An 18357-nucleotide genomic window follows, 5' to 3' on the forward strand; every position below is an offset into this window, starting at 1 on the left:
GAATCGCGTGGTAATTAAAGTACGACAAAACCGCTTGGTGTTAACAGTGTAATTTGTATTAGTCGCGACTTGATCTGACACTGGACCTTGAAAGGTTGAGAGTTACCGGTTTTGATATGGGTGTCGAATCCTTATACAAAACACGAGGCAACTCTCAGGCATCATACTAATAATCCCGTCATCAAACACAAAGCCGGTTTGCTTAATCTGGCTGAAGAACTCAGCAATGTGTCTAAAGCCTGTAAAATTATGGGTGTTTCACGCAATACATTCTATCGATACCGCGAGCTTGCCGATGAAGGCGGTATGGATGCACTGATTAACCGTAGTCGACGCGTTCCTAATCTCAAAAATCGTACCGATGATGCAACTGAGCAGGCCGTGGTTGACTACGCTATCGGGTTCCCAGCACGTGGTCAGCACAGAAGCAGTAATGAATGGCGTAAACAAGGCATCTTTATCTCTGGAAGTGGCATCCGTTCTGTCTGGCTGCGTCACAACCTTGAGAACTTCAAAAAGCGGCTAAAAGCACTGGAGGAAAAAGTAGCCCGTGAGGGTATCCAACTGACAGAAGCGCAGATAGTTGCTCTGGAGCGTAAAGCCAGCGATGACGAGGCTTGTGGTGAGATAGAAACTGTCCATCCAGGCTATCTTGGGTCACAGGATACGTTCTACGTCGGCAATCTGAAGGGCGTCGGACGTATTTATCAACAAACCTTCATTGATACGTACTCAAGAGTGGTCCACTGTAAGCTTTATGTGACCAAAACACCGATTACAGCAGCAGACCTGCTGAATGATCGCGTGCTGCCATTTTATGAGTCTCATGGTCTGCCGATGCTGAGGATACTGACTGACAGAGGCACAGAATTCTGCGGTAAAGTAGAGCAGCATGACTATCAGCTTTATCTGGCGATAAATGACATTGCCCATACCAAAACGAAAGCGATGTCACCGCAAACCAACGATATCTGCGAACGGTACCATAAAACGATACTGAACGAGTTTTATCAGGTGACATTCCGTAAAAAGTAGTATGGTGATATCGACACGTTACAATCGAATCTTGATGAATGGCTGGCTCACTATAATAATGAGCGAACCCATCAGGGAAAACGGTGTTGTGGCCGAACGCCGATGGAAACATTACTTGATGGAAAACGCATCTGGGCTGAGAAAAATTTAAGCCAGATGTAATCTGACAGACACCTGTATAAATAACCGGTAACTGTCAGATCAAGTCTGAGCTAATACAGCTGAGTTGTACGAGAGTGTCGTGTTAGCAAGTTCTATCGCCATCAGCCCAGCGCTTGATATCACTCACTTTTGGCGATCTGATGCCCGTACTCAAGATATTCTTGGTTGTGTATAGGCTGATCTTAGCTTTGTCACCATCATGACTTTCTATCTGAATTAGCGTGTTGTTGATCAGCAGTCCTTCTGAAAGAAGCTTTTGAGTGATCTCACCTTCTTTACGCTCACCGTCAAACTCGCTTAATACGATGACCGGATTTCCTGAATATGTCTCATATTCCATACACTGCCTTGCCATGTGCCTTATGGTTCGATAAGTATCGGAGGACCCCGTCTTGCTAATGAAACTGCCGTCTAAGGAGGATTTGCTGTTTTTCAAATCGCTGACGGTTATGGCGCATCCGCTAAGTGATATAGAAAATAATATTGTAGCCAGGGCCAAATATTTCAATTTATGCTCCATTATTCTGGTAAATGTCCTACGCATGATTGGGACTAAAATTGCGTTCTCTTTCAGACGGAATTGTGATTTGGGATATCAACAATAACCATGAGCCCACCTTCTGCAGACGTACTTAGTAAAACACTGCTGTTGTGTTGCTGCGCAACCGCTTTGACTATTGCAAGCCCCAATCCACTCCCGCTTTGTATCTGATTGGGATCACGAAAAAATCTGTCGAACACCCGCTCCCTCAATTCAACCCTGATTCCGGGCCCTGCATCTGAGATACGCAATTGAGTGGATTTATCTAATGATCGTACCTCTACCTCAACCCGCCCGCCCTCAGGACTGTACTTCACAGCATTTTCAATTAAGTTGTCGATCAGCGACATCAGGCGTTCCCTGACACCTGTAATCCGGACTTCATCATGAGAGTAGAACTCAAGCTCAATTCTGCTCTCAGCAGCTAGCGGTGCCAACTCAGCCATTCGCTCTTGTATGAGCGTCGTCAACGGCACAGGCTCCATAACAGTGTCAATGCGTGCTTCACTGTGCATCAGCACCAGCAACTGATTGACGAGACGAGCAGCACGGCTATTGCTACGAATAATCCCTGCAAGCAATTCCTGTTGACTAAAGTTGCTTACATCGGACTGCAAAGCCTCAACATTGACTCGCATTGCAGCCAGGGGAGTACGCAACTCGTGAGCGGCATCTGCAATGAAAGTCCGTTCCCTTTCAGTGCTTTCTCGTACCCTGGCAAGGAATATATTAATCGCGTCCACTATTTGGCGAAGTTCCTTGTGCTTTGGCACTGCTTTTAAGGGAGAAAGATCTTCTGGTGTTCGTAAGGAAACTTCATTTGCCACCTTGTTCCAGGGACGCATTGCAATGCGGATTGACAGCCACGCAGGAAACAAAAGAAAAGGAATGCATACCAGCAGCGGTAATATGTAGTATCCGCGCGAGTTCAGGTATATGAAGAAGTTCCAACCGCCAGCAGGAGTGAGCAGTGTTACCTCTGTGTCGGAGCTCCTAGACTTCAGAGTACGACTAGTCCAGGTGCGGCCGTTACTCTGAACACTCTGAATCATCCCATAACTGGTGTTTGTCACTCCTACTGGAGCGCCATCAGATGAATAAATTATCTCTTTATTCTTCCGAACGATTAGGCTGATTGACATTTTTGGGTCTTCACCTCCGCCATAGCCTTCCCGCAATGCCTTGCTGAATGCTTCCAGCACATCGGTTAGATCGTGCGGGCGATCCCCCATACGATCCACCAATGTCAGAATGGTTTCATAGGTTTTGTTGCCTGATAGCATTGGAGGGCTGCGTAAGTTATCCCATAAAATGTAGGTCAGAAAAATACACCAAATCAGCGTGAGTAATAGCATCTGGGCGATCATAATTCGCCGTACGAGCGTTGGGATTCTCAGATAATGCCAAAAATTACGCATCAACCTCCCCCCTTCTGAATGGGTACGGTATCAATGACAAACCCCACACCTCTCACCGTTCGCACATAGCCGTCACCGATCTTGCGACGCAAATTTCCCATATGTACATCGAGCGCATTACTCATATTTTCTTTTGCACCGAAGATCCTTTCCTCCAGAAAACTACGGGTCAGAACACGGTCAGAACGCAACATTAACGTTTCAAGCAGCGCGTATTCACTTGCCGTCAAATCAACATGACTTTCGCTCACTGTCACGCGACGAGTCGGCCCATGGAGAGATAGCCCTCGAATCTCTATCACCTCATTCTGAAAACCGTAACTGCGCCGCACAAGTGCTCTCACCCTGGCCAATAACTCAGCGAGAACAAAAGGTTTGACGAGATAGTCGTCGGCACCGGCATCCAGCCCAGTCAAGCGATCTTGCAGAGTGCCCCGAGCAGTCAGGATGATGACGGGGATCCCCTTGAGCTGCTGACGCAGACGCGCCATCAGGCTCATGCCATCACCGTCGGGCAGGCCGAGGTCGAGCAATACAAGTTCTGGCACGCATACATCGAGTTGATGCAGAGCATCCACTTTACGGCGAACCCATATGACATCTAATCCTTGCTCTGTAAGGGCAATACGTACGCCATTGCCGAGATCGATGTCGTCTTCGATTAGGAGAATTTTCACAATAGTTACTTTATCAACAGTGAATGAAGAACGTCTGAAGAAAAAAACGGTGTCAGTAAATCTATCAGGTTTGCAGAACGGGTACTTACTTCAGTATTTCTTCATTTTTGGCTCATGAGAACTTCAGGGTCAGCATTCAAACTGAGCGTTCTGGCGTTTAAAACCGCTTGTATCGTAGTCAGTTGAACCCACAAGGACTTCCTTAATGAGAAACATCGAACTGAGTCATAAGTTCCTCCATTCACTCTCGGGGCATACCCTGGAAAAATTGTTGTCAGGATTTGTCCTCGCGTTATTGGCAACCCCAATACTGGCAGCAGAACAGAAACAGGGCAACGAGTTGACCCTAGGAGGAGGCGTGGATGTTGCGCCACGTTATTCTGGTTCGGATGAAAGCCGAGTCACAACGGCCCTAGTGATTGATTACTCTATGGTAAATGGTTTCTTCGTCAGCTCCACGCGTGGTATCGGTTACGGTAACAACATCGGCAAATTTGATTACAGCGCTGCGCTGAGTTATCGCGCAGGCAGAAAGGATCGTGACGTGGACAGCGACTCGCTCAGCTACGGTAGCGACTACTTGCGAGGTATGGGTGACGTTAAGGGCTCAGCTATCGGTTTGCTTGGCCTAGGATACGAGGTGACCGACTGGCTTAATTTGCAATTGCAGGCTGAGGTGCCGATTTCTCAGCGAAGCAATGGTGAGGCCCTGCATTTCAGCATTGTCAGCCCGCTCTATACGTCATCGAAAAACGCTGTGACGCTGGCGCTGACCAGTAGTTGGGGGACCAGCAAGTACATGCAGACTTACTACGGGGTAAGTGCATCACAGTCGGCCGCATCGGGGTTTACTCGATATGATGCCAAGTCTGGAATTTATGCCTATTCACTGAATATGGACTGGACGCACAAGCTTAATCAAGACTGGAGCGTAGTTGCCGCTGCAGGTTTTACGCAGTTGGCTGGTGATGCACGAAATAGTCCAATTGTTCAACGAAAAACATCGCCCACTGGCAGCCTGAAGGTGACATATAGCTTCTGATCGTTGTTCGACGTGTGCTTCTCGGTAGCTTGTGGCTATGCACTGTCAATAAATACAAATTCGCCCCGCCCCAGTTCAGATGATGGGGCGCTACTCAACTCACCAAATCGCCTTGATTATGCCATGTCACTCAGAGCTATGTTATTAACTATGCTTAATTTGAGGAGCAACAAATGAATTTAAAACTGACTGGGAAAGTGGCTCTAGTAACTCGAGTCCGAACCAGAATTAGTTTCAGCATTTGCGAAGAACTGGCCGCGAAGTTTGAGTACTGGATTAGTTTAATCTGGTATTTGTTCTTCTTCTTTTTGCCTACAGCTAAACATGGGCCGGACACTTCTACTTAGCCTTGACAACCGGATCAGCACTCATCGCGCAAGACGCGTGAAGCGCTTATTTCTCTATGTTTTCTCGCGGAAGTCGGCCAAAAAGCGGTGAATAAATCGTGCATAAAGCAGAGGTGAAAGTGCATAGCCTGTTTGCTGCACGAAGTGGCTATTTTTGCAGTTTTACCCCATCAGCTTTTTATAGGCTTCCGCTGCCTCATCAGGCGTCATGTTGACGTTTTCGGATTTGACCGTTGCCGTCAATTCGGTTTTCCTCGGTGCCTCCCAGCCGCGCATTTCTGCCAGCTGTCGGGTCGTGGAGTTTTATTTTCAGTCCGTCCTTCCCTGCTGTCAGTTCAGAGATGGCGGCCATCTGTTCCGGTTTGAGTTCGCTAGCGTTCTTGAATGACCATACCGATTGGCTGATGGGTTTGCCGTCATCGTCTTCACCAACTACGTGAGTGCCGAACGTTGCGAGATCAGCTATTGATGTTCGCCCCATCGCAGTGAGGCGCTCCATCGCTTCTTCATACGTCATGATAGCGTCGTTTATGACCTCACCTTGAACGCATTTCAAAAACACCTGCACACCAAGATTTGTAAAGATCTGAGTTGCGAGCGGCCTCTGCTGTTTTCGCTTTTCCCTTAGCGGACTTATATGCGTCTGTCTGATTCTTTCCTTTGAGGATTGCCAGAGCGAATCTTTTTTGCAGCGGAGTCAGCACATCGAAAAGCGCCTGCTGCTCTGCCGTGAGCTTTTTCGATGCCATACAGAAAAATCCTCTACATTGGAAACTATAAACCCTATGGTACCGTGCATGCAAAGCCATACAAACCTATACGATATGCTGTTTACTACGTGGTACCATTGGAGTTATTAGCATTTTATAAAACCATTAATTATTTAGCCGGGCGCACTAGGTGCCACATTTTAACTATCGGATTTGGCATCAGTGTCACACACTCTCCCTGAGCTACTGTATATTTTCGCCCGTACAGATGTACAACCGATGATTCATCAGCCGTATTAGTGAGATAAATCAGCGCAGTATCAACCACATTGCCATTAAGTGGCACTTCATCAGGCACATAAATATTGGGTGAAAAATGGCCATTGGTCAGATCAATCTGGACATATTTATATTGCTCTACAGCATTAGCAAGCTGCGCTTGCGTGATGTCTGCACCGTTTTCAAAATCCAGTGTAGTGAAAATATCACTCATAATTAACTCCCAGTTTATCAGTATTTAACGTTAACCCGTATTTAGTATAGTTAATTAAACTGGATTACCATTCATTTCAATCACGGCTCACGGACGTATTGCCGTATCAGTGTTTCGTGATTCTTCGATTTCACGAATGCTGCGCAGGTCAGCAGTCGCTCATTCAGTTCAACGCTATCGCCGAATGTCATCTGAAGCGGTATTTCCGGCACGATGCAGTCAATCAGCAATTCAGCGGGGATCGGCACCACTGGAGCCACTGCGTATTCTGTCCGCCTGCTTGAGCAGGCTGTTAACAGCGGCAGCAGGAACGTAACAATGAGCACACTCATCAGCAGATAACGATTGTCGAATGTACGTGAACGAAACGAGAGCATCGAATTGATTCTGAGTAATCGAAACTCGCACTAGCTGATTTACTGCACGCTCATACTGAACAACGCCAGTTTTTAACAGCCGTTCGGCGGTAGCGCGATCAATTGTCATGCCGCGTCGAATGGGTTTTCCGTCAACTGATTGCGTCCAGCCGTAACCCAAAGTCCATACGCCAACAACGTCTGGATAGGCAGCCAGTTCACAACCATCAAACCGTTTAATGAGGTTGATACCGTTAGCGCTGATCTGCATTGCCTACCTCCGATCCAGTCTTGCTGCCAACAACGCGGCGCAGAATAGAGCTGATGTAATCAATACCGAGGAATCCGATGAACACACTGCCCATCGACGCAAAATTCGAATCCCATCCCAGAGCAGATAAGCCATCATTGATGTAGTAAGCCACCAGCGAACACATGGCAGCATCGAGCTATAGCCCCTTCGCTTATGTTGTATAGTGCTTCTATCTTGCGGAGGGACAACACTCCGGCGCTGTAGGCCGTTTCGATGGCCCCCCAGTCCGGAGTATTGGGCATATCATCCTCGCTTTGATAAAACCATTACGCTATTCACTCGTTCGGGGATGAATAGTGTGATGGTAATAAAAAAAACCGCCCGTAGGCGGTAAATTAAGCTTTAGGCGTAGTGTTGTGGGTTAGCGAACCTTGATGAAGCTTTCACTCACCCTTTGACTTATAATTCTGTCAATTGCTTGGAAAAACGCACCTGGTGAAGTGAGTTCAGATATTGATACTTTGTCAGAGTGCTTACCATCACCAGGGTACAAAGAGCACTGCCCTTTATATTCAAAATTGAAGTGAAGGAAGCCTTCGTCTTGGCCGCTCAAGGTTAGGGAACTAAGGCGAAATGTGTTGTCTTGATAGGCTTGTTGGATGCCTGACGCAAAATATTTTTTAAACTTTGAGATATCCTTAGTTATCAACTTCAAGTCTTCATTACTTAACTCATTCATGAGTAGCCCCTTGGTAAGTGTTTTTTTCCTAAAGCAATAAACAAATGGGGATGGATTTTTTACTTTCAAGTACGGCTCTAATTACTTCAGGCACTGCTCTCTAATGTACTGTTGCAATGCGGCTATTTTTGACCGATCGCTTTTGATTCCGGCTCTGATACCGAGAACGTTTCGTCCAGCAACATCAGAGAGTTCGATGGCGGCATCATTGCCCACGCTGGAGGTGCCGGGGGTTTCGGTTGCGGCTGGCACTGGACACTTGCTTTTGACGAGCACCCTGCCACCAGCATCAAGCTTGCGCAGCAGAGCAGCATTCTCAGCGTTCGCATCAGCGAGCTCCTTCGTGTATTTCTCATCGAGTGCGGCGACGTCGCGCTGGCGCACCTGCATATCGCTGATAGTGGCGTTCGCCAGGCCGAGCTTCTTAGTAGCCTCGTCACGCTGACCTTTGTAGGTAATCGCGTTATCCCGGTAGTGATTCACCAGCAGGGCCAGCGATCCGATTACCAACACCAACACCACCAGCAACTGTAACCAGTAGCGTTTTGCCAGTGCCATACTCACGACAGAAACAGAGCACGCTCTGCCTCTCGCCGACGAGTTAGCCCAACCAGCCCTTTACCACCAGCACGATTCCAGCGCGCAAATTCAGCAGCCGCGCCAGCGATGTCACCGGCATTCAGTTTTTTCAGTAGCGTCGATGTAGAGAGCGAGCGTATGCCGAGGTTGTATGTGAACGAAACGAGAGCATCGAATTGATTCTGAGTAATCGGAACTCGAACTAACTGATTTACTGCACACTCATACTGAACAACGCCAGTTTTTAACAATCTCTCAGCTGTCGCCGCGTCCAAGTAAAAGCGTGGTCTGATCGGTTGTCAGCGGCAATAAAAATCGCAGAGTCTCTCTCGCTAAAATCAGGTATGTCCAGCATATACGTACTACACCAACCATCAGGATCGCGATTCACCCGCGACAGCTTTAACGCACACTGGATGAAGGCAAAGAAAAAAGCGGAGGAATTACATCCGGATTTAAGTTTCGACTTCACGTTTCATGATTTGAAGGCGAAAGGCATTTCAGATCTGGATGGCAATCTGTACGAAAAACAAGCCATTTCCGGCCATAAAAATGTTACCCAGACGGCAAGATACGACAGAAAAATCGCGGTTGTTCCGGTTGTCGGTGGTCAGAATATGGCGAAGTGATATGGCGAAAATATGGTGAAGGGTTAATTTAGGCACAAAAAAACCACCTTTCGGTGGTTGAATTTTATTTTGTAACTTCTTGTTTTTATTGAAGTTAAATCAATGGTGCCCGGGGCGGGACTTGAACCCGCACAGCGCGAACGCCGAGGGATTTTAAATCCCTTGTGTCTACCGATTTCACCACCCGGGCTTAAATATTGGAGGCGCGTTCCGGAGTCGAACCGGACTAGACGGATTTGCAATCCGCTACATAACCGCTTTGTTAACGCGCCAAAATATTCAGGTCTTAGTGACCGACATCCGCAATTGCCGATGTTTTAAATTGGAGCGGGAAACGAGATTCGAACTCGCGACCCCGACCTTGGCAAGGTCGTGCTCTACCAACTGAGCTATTCCCGCAACACAGAACCCGCTGATTCTCTTAACTTCTTACAAACCAGCGTTGCTGTTGATGCGGTGCATTCTACTGACATGACGCAGTGAGTCAATAAAATTATCAAGCAACCGCGTTCGTTTGCTGGTTTTTACGGCGCTCCGATCAAGGTTCAAGCAGATCGTGTCGAGCAGCATTCAAATATTGAAACATGGACCAGAAAGTCAGTACAGCCGCGATGTACAACGCCACAACACCAACGCCTTCAACAATGCGTTCTGGGCGCCATAGCAAAGCAAAAAGCGCCATCATCTGGGCCGTGGTTTTAACCTTCCCTATCCACGACACGGCAACGCTACTTCTCTTGCCAATTTCAGCCATCCACTCTCGCAATGCCGAAATAATGATTTCGCGCGCGATCATTGTCGCTGCAGGCAGCGTAATCCACCAAGAATGATAGTATTCCGCAACCAGCACCAGCGCGACAGCCACCATCACTTTATCCGCAACAGGATCGAGGAAGGCACCAAAACGCGTGGTCTGTTTCCAGCGGCGGGCCAGGAAACCATCAAACCAATCCGTCACGGCAGCAAACACGAAAATCAACGCGCAGAGCAGCGGTGCCCAGACGAATGGAAGATAAAACGCCAGCACGAAAAACGGAATAAGAGCAACACGAAACAGGGTAAGCAACGTCGGTATATTAAATTGCATAGCGCTTAGGTAACTATCTGGCTGGAGTGGATACTAAGAGTATGTTGCAACATTGTCCCTAGTGTTTCAATGCATGGAAGATTTTTTCTGCCAATGCATGTGAAATTCCTGGCACATTTGCAATCTCCTCAATACTGGCATTCATCAAAGGTTGCAGCCCTCCCATGTATTTCAGCAGGGTTTGACGACGTTTAGGGCCGACGCCTTCGATAAGCTCCAGCGTACTGGTATTTCTTACTTTTGCTCTCTTCTTACGATGTCCGCCAATTGCATGGTCATGCGAATCATCGCGAATATGCTGGATAACGTGCAATGCGGGAGAATCAGGCGGTAGTGCCATACCCTCGCCCGTCGACTCAAAAAACAGCGTTTCCAGTCCGGCTTTACGATCGCTGCCTTTCGCGACACCAAGTAACAGCGGCTTGTTTTTATCCCATGATACTTGCAACGAGTCAAACACGGCCTGAGCCTGGCCGAGCTGCCCTTTCCCGCCATCGATCACAATGACATCCGGTATTTTGCTGTCATCCAGCGCTTTACCATACCGACGTCGGAGGACTTGCGCCATGGCGGCATAATCATCGCCTGGCGTAATGCCACTGATATTATAGCGGCGATATTCCGAACGTAACGGACCGTTGGCATCAAATACTACGCAGGATGCCACAGTCTGTTCCCCCATAGTATGACTGATGTCAAAACACTCCATTCGGTGGATTTCTGGCAACTGCAAGACGTTAGCTAACGCAGCCAAACGCTGGTGAATGGTGGACTGCTGAGACAGTTTTGTGACCAGCGCCGTGGCAGCATTTGTCCGCGCTAATTTTAAATAACGAGCACGATCGCCACGGGGTTTGGTTTGAATCTGTACTTTTCTTCCCGCGACCGTTGTCAGAGATTCCGTCAGCAAATCTTTATCGGGCAGAGTGAAATCAAGCAGAATTTCTGTAGGAAGCGTTCGGCCTAAGCTTCCTTGCAAATAGAATTGCCCGACAAACGTCTGCACGACTTCCCCCAATTCCGTACCGCCAGGTACTTTGGGGAAATAGCTGCGGCTGCCAAGCACTTTTCCTTGTCGGATGAACAGGACATAGACGCAGGCCATGCCAGCATCAAAAGCAACACTGATAACATCCAGATCGTCACCGTCACCGGAAACAAATTGTTTTTCCGTCACCCGCCGAACCGCCTGGATCTGATCGCGAATCCGGGCTGCATCTTCAAAATGCAGATCGCGACTGGCCGCTTCCATCCGGGAAATGAGTTGATTCAATACTTGCTGATCTTTGCCAGACAAAAACAGGCGAACATAATCAACCTGCTGTTGATAATCCTCATCGCTAACCAAACCGCTAACGCAAGGCCCGAGGCAGCGACCAATTTGGTATTGCAGGCAGGGGCGAGAGCGATTGCGATAGACGCTATTTTCACACTGGCGCACCGGAAACAGTTTTTGCAGCAATATTAACGTTTCACGTACGGCATTGCCGTTAGGAAACGGGCCGAAGTATTCGCCTTTTGCATGCTTAGCGCCGCGGTGAACAGCCAGACGTGGATGAGCATCGCCACTCAGGAAGATCATGGGATAGGATTTATCGTCGCGTAATAAGACGTTATAACGCGGCTGATACAGCTTAATGTAGTTGTGTTCTAGCAGTAAGGCTTCAGTTTCTGTATGCGTGATCGTGACATCAATATGCTTGATGCTTTTGACCAACGCCTCAGTTTTACGGCTGGCAACATGACTGCGGAAATAGCTGGCAAGTCGTTTTTTTAAGTCTTTTGCCTTACCAACATAGATGACCGTATCGCTGGCATCGTACATACGGTAGACCCCAGGCTGGCTCGTTACCGTTTTTAAAAATGCCGAAGCATCGAAACTCTCACTCACTACTTAACAATGTCTCCGCGGTAAAAAGCCCATGCTTTATAGCCAGATGCGTCAACTCTACATCGCCGTTGATATTCAGCTTGCTGAACATGCGATAGCGATAGCTGTTCACTGTTTTAGGGCTAAGATTGAGCTGTTCTGAGATTTCAGTCACTTTCTGTCCCTTCGTTATCATTAGCATAATCTGTAATTCGCGTTCAGACAAACACTCAAGCGGCGCGTCCGTCTGCGGCTCCAACTGACTTAATGCCATTTGTTGAGCAATATCAGAAGCAATATACCGTTTGCCCGCGTGTACTGCTCGAATAGCGGAGATCACTTCCTGAGGGGCTGCAGCTTTACTAACATATCCCACGGCACCAGCCTGCATTACTTTCGCAGGTAGTGGGTTTTCCGTATAAATAGTGAGCATAATGACTTTTATATCTGGAGTAAAACGCAAGATCTTACGCGTTGCTTCAAGTCCACCGATACCCGGCATGCTCATGTCCATCAGAACAACATCGACATCATTGCTTCGACACCATTTGACGGCATCTTCACCACAACATGCCTCACCAACCACTTTCAGACCTTTGATGTCGTCAAGAATGCGTCGTATCCCTGCCCGCACCAATTCATGGTCATCAACAAGAAAAACGCTAATCAAAGAATAATTCTCCAAAAAAGGGAGTAACACTTACATGAAAAATTGCTTGCAGGTGATACTACGTTGGTTTCAAAAAATAATGAACACAGATTTATATGAATATGTATTTTAAAATATGCCGAAAAAGAATAAAGCGCGTTCCCCGATCATAACAATATATCGTTAACTTGATGGTGTATGTTGATCACATTCTTAACATTTCAAATACGCTATACAGTATAAACAGAACGATGACACAAAATGTATAAAAAACAATGCAAATCAGATGGCATACAATTGGCTTTACATCTTAAATGTCAATAAAAAATCACTATTGTAAGCAGGGTATTGCTACGAATTTTATCACTACCTACAACTGTATTATACAAATAATATATTCAGGGAAAAACGTCCATAGTGAACATCATATGTATTAAACAAAACACATCTATAGTACTTGCCACAAAAAAGCATCCCAAACATAGTCGCTATTTAGATGAATTAAATGCATAAAAAACAGTCAATAAAATGACGTTATCCACGAATAATATCAATCCATAATATGCTTTATGTTATACTCCTGCCCACCTAGTTCTTCCTGTTGTGCCAGCGGTAACGCCCGCAGCAGGCAAAGGAAAACATCTTTTTCTTGTTGAGGAGAAAACATGAGCAACGTAGATTTTTCTACTACCGCATCCGCTGAAACACTGGCCCATGAGGTTACCTGTCTGAAGGCTATGGTTACGCTGTTATTAAAAGCAATCGGCCAAGCAGATGCCGGTAAAGTTATCGTGAATATGGAAAGATATATTGCTCAATTGGAAGATGCCGAGCAAGCTGCTGTTTTTGATAACACGATTAAACAAATCAAAACCAGCTACCGCAAATAGCACTATTTGCTACACCATCATCTCAGTAATTTGATCTGGCGGTGTAGTGATATTTAGTATTGCCTTTCCTGATTTAAAAATAGAGACCCTCGTCTATTTATTTCCAATGCTGATAAGCTTCAAAAGTAGTGCCTCTTCTTTCTTTTTATATTGTGTTAATTCCGTCACCAACACTTTGTCTAGGAACTGTTTCCTGGAAAGTGCTTTTCTTTCATCAACCAGTTCCCTCAGCTCGGTGAAACATTCATTTATTTTGTACTCTTTTGAACTTTCCGTACAAATTATCTCATGGATTGCCTGACTTAGTTCAGACAACGAGATAACCGATTTTGGATCCTGGTGACTTTTTTCTATGACAGCTAGTAATTTTTCGAATCCCATATGAACCTCCAAAATCAAGCAGAAACTTGCTTATGGCTAGACCAGGAAACGCCAGCGCCCCTAATAGATGTAGCCACAACCATTTACATGCTTGTTGGTTTCAAAGCAGCATGTTCATTGGCTGCACTACCCATCCCCTACATGTGCCTCACCCTAGAGGAAAAATGCATTGCGTAATTCAAAATACTAACACGTTATCCCACAACTCAAATTATTTAGAGTGATTCAATTATCAATCTCATAATGCGATCTGTAGACCCCCTATCTTCTATAGCATAGCACTTTCTCGCTACTCTTCAGGATGCAGGACACAGCTTCCTGCTGAGCAATAGATAGCAATAGTCCTTCTTTCTAATCATGTCGTATGTGTCAATACCGATTGAATTGTGACCCACCCCGCCAAAGTAAACCTGACCCACCCACCAATGATTATTCCTGTGGTTCAGTGACCTTCGATTTCTTTAACTGACCACTTTTCAATTTGTCTTTCAGGCGATAACTTTGACCACTTATCTGGACTATGTGTGCGTGGTGAAGCAATCGATCTAACATCGCAGCCGTCAGCGTTTCATCATCACCAAACGTACCTGACCACTGAGTAAACGGCAGATTACTCGTGAGGATCAGACTTCCAGTCTCATAGCGCCGGGCGACAACCTGGAAGAATAAATTAGCCTCTTCCTTACCAAACGGCAGATACCCCACCTCATCAATCACCAGCAGCCGCAGCTTGTTGACGCAGCGCCCTAAATATCCCTTGAGATCTCCCTGTCGGTGAGCGGCGACCAGCTGCAACATCATGTCTGCTGCCGTTATAAACCGAACACTCTGACGACTTTATGTGCCAACGCACAGGCCAGATGGCTTTTGCCTACGCCCGAGGGACCCAGTAGCACGATGTTCTCGTGCCGCTCGATGAATGCCAGTCCGGCGAGTTCCTGAAGCAGAGCTCTTGGTGCGCCGCTGGCGAACGTAAAGTCGAACTGCTCCAGTGTCTTAATCGCTGGCAGTCCTGATAACCGCAAAAGCGTCTGCCGGCGACGTTCGTTACGGCTACTCATCTCCAGTTGTAGCAGCTGTTCCAAAAAGTCGTCGAATATCCCGGTATTATCCAGTGTTTTTTGTGCCAGTGCGGGCCACTCACTGGCAATACGTTCAAGCTTGAAGTCGGCACAGAGCTCGCTGATACGTTGGTGCTGAAGGCTCATAATCCCGCCTCCAGCAGTGACTGGTAGACAGAAAGCGGATGTTGAAAACTCTCTCTTGGCATAACCCTTTGATTATCCTTGGCTACGGATGCCGTTCTCTCCACTCGCGGAAGGGGGAGAAGCGCAGCCAACTCCTGTTGCAGCTGGTGTTCTGGTGGAACACCGGTCGTGCCATGCTTGCGGGCGTTGGCCACGGTAATAAGGCCCGATGCGGCTGTTGGCTGAGTCGACATCAAATAGCAGGCCGGCCTGTTTAAACGTGGTGGCCAGCGGAACGACAAAGCTGTGCTTCAGATAGCGGTTGAACCGTTCAACCTTACCCTTGGTCTTTGCTCGATAAGGCCTGCACACCTGGGGAGTAAAACCGTACTTCTCGGCGAGAGCCAGTAATGGTGGGTTCCACCGGTGACGGCCGTCGCCATGAACGTCACGTTCAAGAATAATGGTCTTAGCATTATCAAACAGGAGATGTCTCGGCGTTCCACCAAAGGCCAAAAGCGCCTGTTCAATACCGTCACACCATGCCGCCGTATCTTGGCGGGGATAAAAACGCACAAAGGTTGCCCGACTCCAGCCCATCGTCGCGACAAATGCCAGCAACGGGTTCCGGCCCTGTCTGCTCACCGTAAAATCGATCTGCATCTGCTCACCGGGCTGCGTCTCAAAACGCACGACGGGATCGTTCGGCTGTTGCTTAAGCGGAAGCAAGAAAGCCGTCAACATGCAGTATCCACCGGCGTACCCGCGAACTCAGCATAACGCTGGCCGGTATCCGATGGGGTCTGGCAGCTTCAACACGTTCAAGAATATAGGGCTTAAACGGGTCCAGCTTCTCGGGTCGGGGAAAGCGTTCAGAATAACGGGCTTTAGCAGGTGAGTCCTGCATCCGAATATAACGGCGGACGGTCTGCCACAAACCTATATTCGGCTTCGATGAACCCTGATGAACAGCCGTACTCTCTGACCTCATTATCGCCATGGTTTCTGACAGCCAAGTTATTTGCTAGGTTCACAGAGAGTCGTTCTACCTGTCAGTACATCAACTCATTGACTTTACTTAAAAACGTATATCACTTCGGTACATAAATAGTTTGCTGATTGATCCGTGCCCAAGCCATTCGAGCATTCTTGTTTGCCAGCGCGACAACATGCTGGGGACTGATTTGCCTAGCATCATGCCCGTATTTTCTGAACTGACGAGCCCAGTAATTCGAACTACCGCAGGCTTCAATGACTATTCTTGACGGTGGTTGTTAAACAACGAAAGGTGTGATCATCTTGTTGGCTTTTATCTGTCCTTGCAAAGTGGCAACGTGTAATCGAAACACTCGCTTTGCCAGATCAATTCCTATAATTTGTTCCATTGGATACCTCTTTCATTTTGCTGTTGGCACACACTGACAGCATGACGCATTGAAGCCGATTGTGGGGAGGTGTCCATTTCATTATCACAAAATAGTAGATCACTTGAAGGGAAATTGTACTATCTGATCAATAGCCAAACATCACACACTTGCAATCGAACTAAGTTATGTACATAGAGTGCGAGCCAATCAGTTAGCTTAACTACCTTTTCTGATGGCTTGGCATTTTTTACTTTGGAATCAGTAAGTGACATGACTTACCCCCTTGAGTTGTTGGTATAAGCAAAATCGAACCAGAGATATCAACGATTCTACCAACAAAAGTAGTGGGTAGTAGCGTTTTTTGGTGGAAGAGGGTGAACCTGAAAAAGAGGGTAAGCAATTGATAGAAAGCAAAAAAGCAGACGTCAGTGAACGTCTGCTTTCTTTAAATTGGCTCCTCTGACTGGACTCGAACCAGTGACATACGGATTAACAGTCCGCCGTTCTACCGACTGAACTACAGAGGAATCGGTTAAGTGCGATGGATAATAGCGGTAGCGTTTCGGGTTGTCAAAGGCTGTTATCACTCGTTGTGTTTGATTGCCGAACTAATAACCAACATATTGAAATTATGGCTCAAGTTGAACACTGCAAACGAATAAAATACGCTAATTAGTTGGCAGGACTGCACCCTAAAATAGCAGGATTGCTTTAGGATAGTGCAGACAAGCATTGGCCCGATAACATGTTGTCCATACAAAATCAGGATCGTTAGTTAGCAGAATCATTGTTTTTCCTTATTTTACCTGTTTCTTATCAATGAGGTATCAGTTTCCCCTAGGTATAGGAGCATAATATGGCGCACTTCTTGCTACCTATTTAGAGTAACTACTCAGGAGGCAGACATGAATCTTAGACGGCTCAAGTATTTTGTGAAAATCGTTGATATCGGTAGCCTGACACAGGCTGCTGAGTTGTTGCATATTGCACAACCGGCGCTGAGCCAGCAGGTCGCGACGCTAGAGAGTGAACTCGAAAAACAACTGCTGGTACGAAGTCGGCGTGGCGTTACGCCTACCGAAGCGGGAAAAATTCTTTATTCTCACGCACAGACAATATTGTCGCAGTGTGAACAAGCAAAGGACGCAGTAAGTGGTGCGCGGCAATCAATGAATGCGTAAACATTAATCATAGAGCCAGCCATTTCCCGATGGTTGGCTATCCATCTGATTTTCTTATCCATTGCCCATTACAATCATATATTTTTTATTTTTTCCGTGAAAAAAATCACAATTCATAAGATTATTATTTTTTTCAAAGGATGATTTTCACCCTAAAAAATAAAATATAGTTTTATTTTTTTTATTTATTTGATTTATTTATTTGCAACTCCATTTTACCGCCGCAATATGAATGTGATTTCCTTAAAATGATAATAGACACTAGCGATCAGGGTATTCACAGTGTTACATTAATCCTCGTTATGTTTTCTCTAATCCTCTGCGACAAAGAGCAGGTATTGCCTTATGGGTGTATGACGGTTATTTTTTTGATTAAGGAGTTCAAATGAATAATATCCTCTCTCATATTTTAATAAAGTTGGCAGAAAAAGAAGCTGGAGAAAAAGCGCTTAACGCTAAGATTGAATCGTTAGAGATGCTGATTTCTGCCATTGTTTCAACGCTTGATGATAATAAAATCAATGAATTAAATAAAAAAATTGAAGGTGTTGCTGCTGATGCCTCGCAGCGAAAGGATGAACGAAATTACTTAGCTTTCGAGCTATTAATGAAAAACATCAATCGAATCAAAACCGTTTCGTTACGGGAATAGTTTTTCATATATCAATGGCGACGGCATTACTTGGCCACATATTAATTTCTGCACATGATTTTTTTATATTCAATAACAGAGAATGCTTATGCTATCCATGACTTTCCTGGAA

18 protein-coding genes, 4 tRNA genes and 7 pseudogenes are annotated in these 18357 nt (G+C 46.4%); 6 read left to right on the forward strand and 23 right to left on the reverse strand.

Features of this window, described 5'->3' with window-relative positions; genetic code table 11:
• Positions 1–120 precede the first annotated feature (120 nt).
• Positions 121–1197: pseudogene (locus K7X24_RS11160) on the forward strand (IS481 family transposase).
• An 82-nt stretch (positions 1198–1279) separates the two neighbouring features.
• Here K7X24_RS11160 and K7X24_RS11165 read toward each other — a convergent pair.
• Genes K7X24_RS11165 through K7X24_RS11175 form a run of 3 tightly spaced genes read right to left on the reverse strand, consistent with a single transcriptional unit; the run spans position 1280 to position 3833 of the window.
• Entirely contained in the window at positions 1280–1717 is a 438-nt protein-coding gene (locus K7X24_RS11165) for a hypothetical protein (protein WP_224554952.1), read from the reverse strand.
• A 50-nt stretch (positions 1718–1767) separates the two neighbouring features.
• The gene (locus K7X24_RS11170) at positions 1768–3156 is read right to left on the reverse strand and encodes a sensor histidine kinase (protein ID WP_224554954.1); all 1389 of its coding nucleotides are present in this window, start codon (positions 3154–3156) and stop codon (positions 1768–1770) included.
• Positions 3156–3833 carry a response regulator gene (locus tag K7X24_RS11175; RefSeq protein ID WP_224554956.1) on the reverse strand — a complete coding sequence of 226 codons (678 nt, stop codon included), beginning with the start codon at positions 3831–3833 and terminating at the stop codon, positions 3156–3158. Before K7X24_RS11175 ends, K7X24_RS11170 begins: the two co-directional genes overlap by 1 nt.
• A 205-nt stretch (positions 3834–4038) precedes the next feature.
• On the opposite strand from K7X24_RS11175, the gene K7X24_RS11180 reads away from it, so the two are divergent.
• Entirely contained in the window at positions 4039–4875 is an 837-nt protein-coding gene (locus tag K7X24_RS11180) for a MipA/OmpV family protein (protein ID WP_224554958.1), read from the forward strand.
• A 546-nt stretch (positions 4876–5421) separates the two neighbouring features.
• On the opposite strand, the gene K7X24_RS11185 is transcribed toward K7X24_RS11180, so the two are convergent.
• The 9 genes and pseudogenes from K7X24_RS11185 to K7X24_RS11230 all read right to left on the reverse strand — a co-directional run.
• Positions 5422–5739, reverse strand: coding sequence for a hypothetical protein (locus K7X24_RS11185; RefSeq protein WP_224554960.1), 318 nt, complete (start codon positions 5737–5739; stop codon positions 5422–5424).
• A 19-nt stretch (positions 5740–5758) separates the two neighbouring features.
• The gene (locus K7X24_RS11190) at positions 5759–5971 is read right to left on the reverse strand and encodes a hypothetical protein (protein ID WP_224554962.1); all 213 of its coding nucleotides are present in this window, start codon (positions 5969–5971) and stop codon (positions 5759–5761) included.
• A gap of 130 nt (positions 5972–6101) precedes the next feature.
• A complete protein-coding gene (locus K7X24_RS11195) occupies positions 6102–6425 on the reverse strand; it encodes a hypothetical protein (protein ID WP_224554964.1) in 324 nt (107 codons plus the stop codon).
• An 80-nt stretch (positions 6426–6505) separates the two neighbouring features.
• A complete protein-coding gene (locus tag K7X24_RS11200; RefSeq protein WP_224554966.1) occupies positions 6506–6685 on the reverse strand; it encodes a hypothetical protein in 180 nt (59 codons plus the stop codon).
• Positions 6657–7052, reverse strand: coding sequence for a lysozyme (locus tag K7X24_RS11205; RefSeq protein WP_224554967.1), 396 nt, complete (start codon positions 7050–7052; stop codon positions 6657–6659). Before K7X24_RS11205 ends, K7X24_RS11200 begins: the two co-directional genes overlap by 29 nt.
• Positions 7036–7206: a phage holin family protein gene (locus K7X24_RS11210; protein ID WP_318013137.1), complete on the reverse strand. Its 171-nt coding sequence runs from the start codon at positions 7204–7206 to the stop codon at positions 7036–7038. The genes K7X24_RS11205 and K7X24_RS11210 overlap by 17 nt, the downstream gene beginning before the upstream one ends.
• A 249-nt stretch (positions 7207–7455) precedes the next feature.
• Positions 7456–7773, reverse strand: a complete 318-nt coding sequence (locus K7X24_RS11215; RefSeq protein WP_224554969.1) for a hypothetical protein — start codon at positions 7771–7773, stop codon at positions 7456–7458.
• A gap of 81 nt (positions 7774–7854) precedes the next feature.
• Positions 7855–8331 (reverse strand): lysis protein, encoded by a 477-nt coding sequence (locus K7X24_RS22185; protein WP_411961342.1) that lies wholly within the window; start codon positions 8329–8331, stop codon positions 7855–7857.
• Between the two features lie 2 nt (positions 8332–8333).
• Positions 8334–8624, reverse strand: a pseudogene (locus K7X24_RS11230) (lysozyme); the annotation flags it as partial.
• On the opposite strand from K7X24_RS11230, the pseudogene K7X24_RS11235 reads away from it, so the two are divergent.
• Positions 8625–8981, forward strand: a pseudogene (locus tag K7X24_RS11235) (integrase); the annotation flags it as partial.
• 103 nt (positions 8982–9084) lie between these two features.
• Here K7X24_RS11235 and K7X24_RS11240 read toward each other — a convergent pair.
• From K7X24_RS11240 to uvrY, 6 genes are all read right to left on the reverse strand, one after another.
• Positions 9085–9171: transfer RNA gene (locus K7X24_RS11240), tRNA-Leu, on the reverse strand.
• 8 nt (positions 9172–9179) lie between these two features.
• Positions 9180–9253 (reverse strand) — tRNA-Cys (locus tag K7X24_RS11245).
• A 51-nt stretch (positions 9254–9304) separates the two neighbouring features.
• Positions 9305–9380, reverse strand: a tRNA-Gly gene (locus K7X24_RS11250).
• Positions 9381–9519: 139 nt separating this feature from the next.
• Entirely contained in the window at positions 9520–10068 is a 549-nt protein-coding gene (gene pgsA / locus K7X24_RS11255) for a CDP-diacylglycerol--glycerol-3-phosphate 3-phosphatidyltransferase (RefSeq protein WP_010279374.1), read from the reverse strand.
• Between the two features lie 58 nt (positions 10069–10126).
• Complete coding sequence (uvrC, locus tag K7X24_RS11260) at positions 10127–11959, reverse strand: excinuclease ABC subunit UvrC (protein WP_224554971.1); 1833 nt, start codon at positions 11957–11959, stop codon at positions 10127–10129.
• Entirely contained in the window at positions 11952–12608 is a 657-nt protein-coding gene (gene uvrY, locus K7X24_RS11265; RefSeq protein ID WP_224554972.1) for a UvrY/SirA/GacA family response regulator transcription factor, read from the reverse strand. Before uvrY ends, uvrC begins: the two co-directional genes overlap by 8 nt.
• Before the next feature lie 644 nt (positions 12609–13252).
• Here uvrY and K7X24_RS11270 point away from each other — a divergent pair.
• Complete coding sequence (locus tag K7X24_RS11270) at positions 13253–13477, forward strand: DUF2594 family protein (RefSeq protein ID WP_224554973.1); 225 nt, start codon at positions 13253–13255, stop codon at positions 13475–13477.
• Between the two features lie 93 nt (positions 13478–13570).
• On the opposite strand, the gene K7X24_RS11275 is transcribed toward K7X24_RS11270, so the two are convergent.
• From K7X24_RS11275 to K7X24_RS11290, 5 genes and pseudogenes are all read right to left on the reverse strand, one after another.
• Positions 13571–13858 (reverse strand): hypothetical protein, encoded by a 288-nt coding sequence (locus K7X24_RS11275; RefSeq protein ID WP_224554974.1) that lies wholly within the window; start codon positions 13856–13858, stop codon positions 13571–13573.
• A 429-nt stretch (positions 13859–14287) separates the two neighbouring features.
• Positions 14288–15066: pseudogene (gene istB, locus K7X24_RS11280) on the reverse strand (IS21-like element helper ATPase IstB).
• Positions 15063–16045: pseudogene (istA, locus tag K7X24_RS11285) on the reverse strand (IS21 family transposase). Before istA ends, istB begins: the two co-directional pseudogenes overlap by 4 nt.
• Positions 16046–16600: 555 nt before the next feature.
• Positions 16601–16684, reverse strand: a pseudogene (locus K7X24_RS22085) (DUF4102 domain-containing protein); the annotation flags it as partial.
• Between the two features lie 179 nt (positions 16685–16863).
• A tRNA-Asn gene (locus K7X24_RS11290) sits at positions 16864–16939 on the reverse strand.
• Positions 16940–17317: 378 nt separating this feature from the next.
• On the opposite strand from K7X24_RS11290, the pseudogene K7X24_RS11295 reads away from it, so the two are divergent.
• Both K7X24_RS11295 and iraP read left to right on the forward strand, forming a co-directional pair.
• A pseudogene (locus K7X24_RS11295) lies at positions 17318–17584 on the forward strand (LysR family transcriptional regulator); the annotation flags it as partial.
• A gap of 394 nt (positions 17585–17978) precedes the next feature.
• Positions 17979–18245, forward strand: coding sequence for an anti-adapter protein IraP (gene iraP / locus K7X24_RS11300; RefSeq protein ID WP_224554975.1), 267 nt, complete (start codon positions 17979–17981; stop codon positions 18243–18245).
• Positions 18246–18357: the final 112 nt, after the last annotated feature.

The sequence above is a fragment of the Pectobacterium versatile genome (assembly GCF_020166435.1).
In the GTDB taxonomy this organism is placed as follows: domain Bacteria; phylum Pseudomonadota; class Gammaproteobacteria; order Enterobacterales; family Enterobacteriaceae; genus Pectobacterium; species Pectobacterium versatile.

Bases quoted from the DNA above. Each gene is read 5' to 3' on its own strand.
- K7X24_RS11165 (WP_224554952.1), bottom strand. From the start codon at position 1,717: ATGGAGCATAAATTGAAATATTTGGCCCTGGCTACAATATTATTTTCT.
- iraP (WP_224554975.1), top strand. From the start codon at position 17,979: ATGAATAATATCCTCTCTCATATTTTAATAAAGTTGGCAGAAAAAGAA.
- K7X24_RS11275 (WP_224554974.1), bottom strand. From the start codon at position 13,858: ATGGGATTCGAAAAATTACTAGCTGTCATAGAAAAAAGTCACCAGGAT.
- K7X24_RS11180 (WP_224554958.1), top strand. From the start codon at position 4,039: ATGAGAAACATCGAACTGAGTCATAAGTTCCTCCATTCACTCTCGGGG.
- K7X24_RS11215 (WP_224554969.1), bottom strand. From the start codon at position 7,773: ATGAATGAGTTAAGTAATGAAGACTTGAAGTTGATAACTAAGGATATC.
- K7X24_RS11185 (WP_224554960.1), bottom strand. From the start codon at position 5,739: ATGACGTATGAAGAAGCGATGGAGCGCCTCACTGCGATGGGGCGAACA.
- K7X24_RS11270 (WP_224554973.1), top strand. From the start codon at position 13,253: ATGAGCAACGTAGATTTTTCTACTACCGCATCCGCTGAAACACTGGCC.
- K7X24_RS11170 (WP_224554954.1), bottom strand. From the start codon at position 3,156: ATGCGTAATTTTTGGCATTATCTGAGAATCCCAACGCTCGTACGGCGA.
- K7X24_RS11205 (WP_224554967.1), bottom strand. From the start codon at position 7,052: ATGCAGATCAGCGCTAACGGTATCAACCTCATTAAACGGTTTGATGGT.
- K7X24_RS11195 (WP_224554964.1), bottom strand. From the start codon at position 6,425: ATGAGTGATATTTTCACTACACTGGATTTTGAAAACGGTGCAGACATC.
- K7X24_RS22185 (WP_411961342.1), bottom strand. From the start codon at position 8,331: ATGGCACTGGCAAAACGCTACTGGTTACAGTTGCTGGTGGTGTTGGTG.
- K7X24_RS11190 (WP_224554962.1), bottom strand. From the start codon at position 5,971: ATGGCATCGAAAAAGCTCACGGCAGAGCAGCAGGCGCTTTTCGATGTG.
- pgsA (WP_010279374.1), bottom strand. From the start codon at position 10,068: ATGCAATTTAATATACCGACGTTGCTTACCCTGTTTCGTGTTGCTCTT.